Genomic DNA, 6,675 nt, shown 5'->3' with positions numbered 1-6,675 from the left:
CACAAAAACGTCAATAAACCGAACTGAATTATCAGCGGATATTTTATCTTCTAAACTACTCATTTGTAGCTGATGGCATGATATTCCTTTTAAATGTTGCATCTTTAAAAATACAAAACAGCAGTTTTTCTTACATTTTTTACTATTTTTGTTTGAAAGATTGTGGGGTTTTTTCACAGTCTGACGATGGCAGAAATATCAAAAAATGTCTCGTCCTAAAATAGGTTTACTAAAAATTAAACACTTTTAGTAAACTTATGAGCACACAGAAAAAAAAAACCTGCCGAAAAAAAGAGTATCAAAAAATAAGCTTTGATGTAAATCTTTATTTAATTAAACGTAAAATATCTATTGAATTTAGATTTTTTAGGATAATACGGCAATTTGTTCTTGAACAATTTCTTGTTCAATAGTAAAAATATTTTTCACTAATTCTTTATTAGAAATAATGTCATATTTTATTTTTTCAAAACTAAAAGAATGATAAGCTTTAACAAATCCCTTATAATCATCGCATTTTCCACACCATTTTTCTAAAGCAATCACCTCTTCAAGTTCTATATCTTCGATTCCGCAACATTTACAATTTGTAACTTTTAAAATCGTGTATATTTTACCTTTAGTAATCCCTCTAGGTATTGAATTAAATTTAATATTATAAGATATGTCTTTACATATTACTTTGTCTCCTTTTTTGAACATAATTTCTAAATTTTAAAAAACTAATACAATAAATAAAATATTGATTTTAAAGGTTTTATCAAACGTTTGTTTATGTTTAAGTTATTAACTAACAAACATATATCGTATCCCTCTAAACAATTTATAATTGATATACGCAATAAGTTTGAAAACAGTTTTAAAAAAATAGTTTAAAATCAGTTTTTAATTCAATTAATAATCTAAAATAAGTATTATTAGTGAAACTATAAGATATAAATATTCTAATACTATTTAATTTCTAAGTTTATTTTGTTATTATTTTTTAGATATAAATGAACTTTAAAGTCTAAGGTAAATATTACTTCTTCATAACATAAAGTATTTAACATGATGAGGAACATTAGTAATATAACAACTTATGAGAAAAATTGTTATGAAAGAAATAAAATAGAGTTCGTTAGAACCGACGAAAATGAAGAAAAAGATGGAATGATATCAGAAATTTCAGATAATATTCCCAACCGTTTTATTACAATTCATCATTATAAACTTTTGCAAGCCAATAAGAAAATTACTGATGGTCTTGAAGCAGAAAAATGGATCAATTGTTATGAAAATTATACTTTTGAAGAAAACAACAGAGTAATTATGCTAAAAGTTGATTTAGATATTACAGCTGATATATTGGATTACAGGAACAAATCCTATCCAAAAGCACTAATAAAACCAAAAGATTGCTGCAAAAAATAAGGCACAAAAAAAGCACTTGCGTACTACAAGTGCTTTTTCTTTTAAAGGACAAAAAATTAGTCTTGCTCTTTTTCTTTTTTAGCTTTCTTCTCTTTAACTAATTCCATGATAGCTCCTCCTAACCAATACGGTACAAAAGCAACTAAAAAGAACATTAGCCAAAAACCAATCGTTAAGACGGTTAAAAATAATAAAAAGCCTAAATACTGATCAAATTCAAACATGTTTTCCGGAATTTTAATGAATTCCTCACAAAGATAAGGTAATAATTATTTTTAGCAATAAATACTTCAAATTATTTTTAAAAAGGTTTTAGAATGATTAATTTTGGACTGACTTATTTTAAACAATAAATACAAAATATAAAATGGAATATAGAATAGAAAAAGACACCATGGGTGAAGTAAAAGTTCCTGCAGAAAAATATTGGGGAGCTCAAACAGAACGTTCAAGAAATAATTTCAAAATTGGACCTTCTGCATCAATGCCGAGAGAAGTAATTATGGGTTTTGCTTACTTGAAAAAAGCTGCTGCTTATGCTAATTGCGATTTAGGTGTTCTATCAACTGAAAAAAGAGATGCAATTGCACAAGTTTGTGATGAAATCTTAGCTGGAAAATTGGACGATGAATTTCCGTTAGTAATATGGCAAACAGGTTCTGGAACGCAAAGTAATATGAACGTGAATGAAGTTGTTGCCAATCGAGCACAAGTTTTAGCTGGATTCAAAATTGGAGAAGGCGAACCTGTAGTTAAAGCTAACGACGATGTAAACAAATCCCAATCTTCAAACGATACTTATCCAACCGGAATGCATATTGCTGCATACAAAGCTGTTGTGGAAGTAACTATTCCTGGTGTAGAAAAGTTGAGAGATACTTTGGCTTCTAAATCAAAAGAATTTATGAATGTAGTTAAAATTGGTCGTACTCACCTTATGGATGCTACACCACTTACATTGGGTCAAGAACTTTCGGGTTACGTAGCACAATTAAATTATGGCTTAAAAGCCGTTAAAAATACTTTAGCGCATTTGTCAGAAGTAGCTTTAGGAGGAACAGCTGTTGGAACTGGATTAAATACTCCAGCTGGTTATGATGCAAAAGTTGCTGAATACATTGCTAAATTTACAGGAATGCCTTTTGTAACTGCTGAAAACAAATTTGAAGCTTTAGCGGCTCATGATGCCATTGTTGAATCGCATGGTGCATTAAAACAATTAGCGGTTTCATTAAATAAAATTGCTAATGATATTAGAATGATGGCTTCTGGTCCACGCTCTGGAATTGGTGAAATTCTTATTCCTGAGAATGAACCTGGTTCGTCAATAATGCCCGGAAAAGTAAATCCAACACAATGTGAAGCGTTAACTATGGTTTGTGCTCAAGTTATGGGTAACGATGTCGCTATCACAATTGGTGGAACTCAAGGTCATTACGAATTGAATGTTTTCAAACCAATGATGGCTGCCAATTTCTTACAATCAGCAAGATTGCTTGGTGATGCATGTATGTCATTTGAAGAACATTGTGCTTCTGGAATCGAACCAAATTATACTAGAATCAAAGAATTAGTAGATAATTCATTAATGTTAGTCACTGCTTTAAATACTAAAATTGGTTATTACAAATCGGCTGAAATTGCACAAACAGCTCATAAAAATGGAACAACTCTAAAACAAGAAGCTGTTCGTTTAGGTTACGTAACTGAAGAAGATTTTGACCAATGGGTTAAACCAGAAGATATGGTTGGAAGTTTAAAATAGTTGGCAGTATTCAGTTATTAGTGTTCAGTTAAATTTTTTTAGTAAAATCAAATAATGAAATTTAAAGTTAAATAACCTTAGATAATTAGTTTCAACCCATGTATAAACATAAACTTAATGAACCTTAATTTCTTAATGGTTTAAATAAATAAAAAAATGCAAAAAATAATAGATCGCTTTATAAGTTACGTAATAATCGATACAGAATCAGATCCCAATTCAGATACAACACCAAGTACAGCTAAACAATGGGATTTAGCCAACAAATTGGTTGAGGAACTAAAAGCAATGGGAATGCAAGACGTAACCATTGATGAAAACGCCTACATAATGGCGACTTTACCTAGTAATGTAGTACATGAAGTTCCAACAATTGGTTTTGTTTCGCATTTTGATACAACTCCAGATTTTACTGGAAAAGATGTAAATCCTCAAATTATTGAAAATTATGATGGTAAAGATATCGTTTTAAATGCAGAACAAAATATCATTTTATCACCTAGTTATTTTGAAGATTTGCTACTCTATAAAGGTCAAACCCTTATTACAACTGATGGTACTACTCTATTGGGTGCTGACGACAAAGCTGGAATTACAGAAATCATGACAGCCATGGAGCATTTAATCAATCATCCAGAAATTAAACATGGAACAATTCGTGTTGGATTTACACCCGATGAAGAAATTGGTCGTGGGGCACATAAATTTGATGTTGAAAAATTTGGTGCTGATTGGGCTTACACTATGGATGGAAGTCAGATTGGTGAATTAGAATACGAAAATTTCAATGCCGCTGGAGCTAAAATTATTTTCAAAGGAAAAAGTGTTCATCCTGGATATGCCAAAGGAAAAATGATTAATTCCATGCTATTAGCTAGTCAATTTATCTCAAAATTACCTGAAAATGAAGTTCCAGAAAAAACAACAGGTTATGAAGGTTTTTTCCACGTACATCATTTAACTGGAACTTTGGAAGAAACTGTTTTGGAATTGATAATAAGAGATCATGATAAAGATATTTTTGAAGCTCGTAAAGAATTAATTTACAAAATGGCTGCAGAAATCAATTATCATTATGCGCAACAATTTGGTGAAGATATTTGTATTGCTGAAATCAATGATCAATACTATAACATGAAAGAAAAAGTCACTCCTGTATTTCATATTGTAGAAATTGCTGAAAAAGCGATGATGGAATTGGGAATTGAACCTTTAATAAAACCTATTCGTGGTGGAACAGACGGTTCACAATTGTCTTATAAGGGATTGCCTTGTCCAAATATTTTTGCTGGTGGGCATAATTTTCATGGAAAATACGAATATGTTCCTGTTGAAAGCATGGTAAAAGCAACAGAAGTAATTGTAAAAATAGCTGAATTGACAGCTCAAAAATAGATTTTAGGATGATTGGATTTTTGGGTAACTTTATCTAAAAATCCAATTTCTGAACATCTCAATAACTGCAAAAATGAACAACAATCCTTTACACGGAATAACACTAGCTGATATTTTAGAAAAATTGGTGGCTGAATATGGTTTTGAAACTTTAGGAGAAAAAATCAATATACGTTGTTTTACACATAATCCAACCATAAAATCAAGCCTGACTTTTTTAAGAAAAACGCCTTGGGCTAGAGAAAAAGTGGAACAATTGTATTTAAAAACGTTTTAGATTTTAAATAGAATTTAAACTATATAAATTGTTAGTAACTTTGCCCCTAAATCGTTTAATAAAAATAGAATGCGAATAGACATCATCACTGTTTTACCTGAATTATTAAAAAGTCCGTTTGAAGGTTCTATCATGAAACGTGCTATTGAAAAAAAATTAGTAGAAGTTCATTTTCACAATCTACGCGATTACACCACAAATAAACAAAAAAGCGTTGACGACTATCAATATGGTGGTGGTGCTGGAATGGTTATGAATATACAACCTATTGACGATTGTATTTTAAAACTAAAATCGGAACGAACATACGATGAAATCATATACATGTCACCTGATGGTTCTACTTTAAATCAAAAAATGGCTAATTCCATGTCCATGTATGAAAATATCATCATTTTATGTGGCCATTATAAAGGTGTTGATCAAAGAGTAAGAGATTTACATATTACGAAAGAAATTTCCATTGGCGATTATGTACTTTCTGGTGGTGAAATTGGAGCTATCGTTTTTTGTGACGCTATAATTAGATTAATTCCAGGTGTTTTATCGGATGAAACATCAGCATTAACCGATAGTTTTCAAGATAATCTACTATCACCTCCTATTTACACAAGACCAGCAGAATATAAAGGGATGAAAGTTCCTGATATTCTATTAAGCGGTAATTTGCCAAAAATTGAAGAATGGAGAGAAGAAAAAGCTTTAGAACATACAAAAAAAAGAAGACCTGATTTGTTGGATTTGTAGTTGATTGTTATTAGTTACTTTTAAAAAATGAAAAAAAATGTTTTAATATTACTCTTTATTTTACTATTAAACTCATGCTTTTTAGCTGTAACTGGAGCTCCTCATGAACATTACTATAAAGAAATAAATGGAAAGAATGATTTAAAACTGTCAGTTGTTTGTTATTATTTGAATAAAACTTTTAGTTTTAAAAACAGCGGTTTTGAAGATTCGATTTTCATAAAATCTTCTGTTTTTAAAAAGCCTACACAAAAAAAATCATTCTATAAAATTAATAGTTCAGATTCTTTATATCATTATATTTGGAGAATCGGTGATAGGAAATACCACAAGAATTTCAAAACCGATATAATTGAAGTTATAAAAATCACAAAAAAAGGAGATACCATTATTTATAAATTTATTGGTAAAGATTAAAAAAACTGCATTTTAAACTTATAACATTTAAAACTTGTAACCACAAAATTGAAAATAATTCACAATTTATAATTCATAATTCATAATTATTTTATAATTTCGCACCCATATTTAACCAACCTCTGACGATAACCGTGTATGTTGCTTAGATTCAATAAGTTATTTATTTATTATGTCAAATTTAGTTGATTTCGTTAATAGCGAATTTGTTACAAAAAAAGATTTCCCAGATTTTGGTGCTGGTGATACCATCACTGTTTACTATGAAATTAAAGAGGGTGAAAAAACTAGAACACAGTTTTTCAAAGGAGTAGTAATCCAAAGAAGAGGTTCTGGTGCAACTGAAACTTTTACAATCCGTAAAATGTCTGGTGCTGTAGGTGTTGAGCGTATTTTTCCAATCAACATGCCAGCTTTACAAAAAGTTGAAGTGAATCAAAAAGGTAAAGTTCGTAGAGCTCGTATTTTCTACTTTAGAGAACTTACTGGTAAAAAAGCAAAAATTAAAGAAAGAAGATACAAAAAATAGTATTCTCATTCTTCAAAATAAAGTCTCAATTTCGATTGAGGCTTTTTTTTTTGACTGTCTTGTCCTGAAAAAAGTTGACTAAATATTAAATAATATGTCAACAAAAAAGAAAATTTCAAAAATTCCGAGTTC

9 protein-coding genes are annotated in these 6,675 nt (G+C 29.8%); 7 read left to right on the top strand and 2 right to left on the bottom strand.

Annotated features, from left to right (window positions below; translation table 11 throughout):
* Positions 1-366: 366 nt before the first annotated feature.
* Complete coding sequence (locus ACTF56_RS12620) at positions 367-702, bottom strand: hypothetical protein (protein ID WP_438967266.1); 336 nt, start codon at positions 700-702, stop codon at positions 367-369.
* A 348-nt stretch (positions 703-1,050) separates the two neighbouring features.
* Here ACTF56_RS12620 and ACTF56_RS12615 point away from each other — a divergent pair, with 348 nt between their 5' ends.
* Positions 1,051-1,413 carry a hypothetical protein gene (locus ACTF56_RS12615; RefSeq protein WP_438967265.1) on the top strand — a complete coding sequence of 121 codons (363 nt, stop codon included), beginning with the start codon at positions 1,051-1,053 and terminating at the stop codon, positions 1,411-1,413.
* A gap of 56 nt (positions 1,414-1,469) precedes the next feature.
* On the opposite strand, the gene ACTF56_RS12610 is transcribed toward ACTF56_RS12615, so the two are convergent.
* Positions 1,470-1,637 (bottom strand): hypothetical protein, encoded by a 168-nt coding sequence (locus ACTF56_RS12610; RefSeq protein WP_438967264.1) that lies wholly within the window; start codon positions 1,635-1,637, stop codon positions 1,470-1,472.
* Between the two features lie 143 nt (positions 1,638-1,780).
* On the opposite strand from ACTF56_RS12610, the gene fumC reads away from it, so the two are divergent.
* The 6 genes from fumC to rplS all read left to right on the top strand — a co-directional run bounded on the left by fumC (position 1,781) and on the right by rplS (position 6,543).
* Positions 1,781-3,178 carry a class II fumarate hydratase gene (gene fumC / locus ACTF56_RS12605; RefSeq protein WP_438967263.1) on the top strand — a complete coding sequence of 466 codons (1,398 nt, stop codon included), beginning with the start codon at positions 1,781-1,783 and terminating at the stop codon, positions 3,176-3,178.
* Positions 3,179-3,334: 156 nt separating this feature from the next.
* Positions 3,335-4,573, top strand: coding sequence for a peptidase T (pepT, locus tag ACTF56_RS12600; protein WP_438967262.1), 1,239 nt, complete (start codon positions 3,335-3,337; stop codon positions 4,571-4,573).
* Positions 4,574-4,646: 73 nt separating this feature from the next.
* Positions 4,647-4,850, top strand: coding sequence for a VF530 family DNA-binding protein (locus ACTF56_RS12595; protein WP_438967261.1), 204 nt, complete (start codon positions 4,647-4,649; stop codon positions 4,848-4,850).
* A 69-nt stretch (positions 4,851-4,919) separates the two neighbouring features.
* Positions 4,920-5,597 carry a tRNA (guanosine(37)-N1)-methyltransferase TrmD gene (trmD, locus tag ACTF56_RS12590; protein ID WP_438967260.1) on the top strand — a complete coding sequence of 226 codons (678 nt, stop codon included), beginning with the start codon at positions 4,920-4,922 and terminating at the stop codon, positions 5,595-5,597.
* Between the two features lie 27 nt (positions 5,598-5,624).
* Positions 5,625-6,014 (top strand): hypothetical protein, encoded by a 390-nt coding sequence (locus ACTF56_RS12585; protein ID WP_438967259.1) that lies wholly within the window; start codon positions 5,625-5,627, stop codon positions 6,012-6,014.
* 172 nt (positions 6,015-6,186) lie between these two features.
* Positions 6,187-6,543, top strand: coding sequence for a 50S ribosomal protein L19 (gene rplS / locus ACTF56_RS12580; protein WP_438967258.1), 357 nt, complete (start codon positions 6,187-6,189; stop codon positions 6,541-6,543).
* The last annotated feature ends 132 nt before the right edge of the window (positions 6,544-6,675 follow it).

Origin of the sequence: Flavobacterium sp., from assembly GCF_965657075.1 — a bacterium.
Classification (GTDB): Bacteria; Bacteroidota; Bacteroidia; order Flavobacteriales; family Flavobacteriaceae; genus Flavobacterium.
Note: the sequence above shows the minus strand (reverse complement) of the source record. Positions and strands in the feature narration are given on the sequence as shown.

What these genes read in the sequence shown, in the direction of transcription:
- pepT (WP_438967262.1), top strand. Translation starts at nt 3,335, where the DNA reads ATGCAAAAAATAATAGATCGCTTTATAAGTTACGTAATAATCGATACA.
- fumC (WP_438967263.1), top strand. Translation starts at nt 1,781, where the DNA reads ATGGAATATAGAATAGAAAAAGACACCATGGGTGAAGTAAAAGTTCCT.
- ACTF56_RS12615 (WP_438967265.1), top strand. Translation starts at nt 1,051, where the DNA reads ATGATGAGGAACATTAGTAATATAACAACTTATGAGAAAAATTGTTAT.
- ACTF56_RS12595 (WP_438967261.1), top strand. Translation starts at nt 4,647, where the DNA reads ATGAACAACAATCCTTTACACGGAATAACACTAGCTGATATTTTAGAA.
- trmD (WP_438967260.1), top strand. Translation starts at nt 4,920, where the DNA reads ATGCGAATAGACATCATCACTGTTTTACCTGAATTATTAAAAAGTCCG.
- ACTF56_RS12620 (WP_438967266.1), bottom strand. Translation starts at nt 702, where the DNA reads ATGTTCAAAAAAGGAGACAAAGTAATATGTAAAGACATATCTTATAAT.
- ACTF56_RS12585 (WP_438967259.1), top strand. Translation starts at nt 5,625, where the DNA reads ATGAAAAAAAATGTTTTAATATTACTCTTTATTTTACTATTAAACTCA.
- rplS (WP_438967258.1), top strand. Translation starts at nt 6,187, where the DNA reads ATGTCAAATTTAGTTGATTTCGTTAATAGCGAATTTGTTACAAAAAAA.
- ACTF56_RS12610 (WP_438967264.1), bottom strand. Translation starts at nt 1,637, where the DNA reads ATGTTTGAATTTGATCAGTATTTAGGCTTTTTATTATTTTTAACCGTC.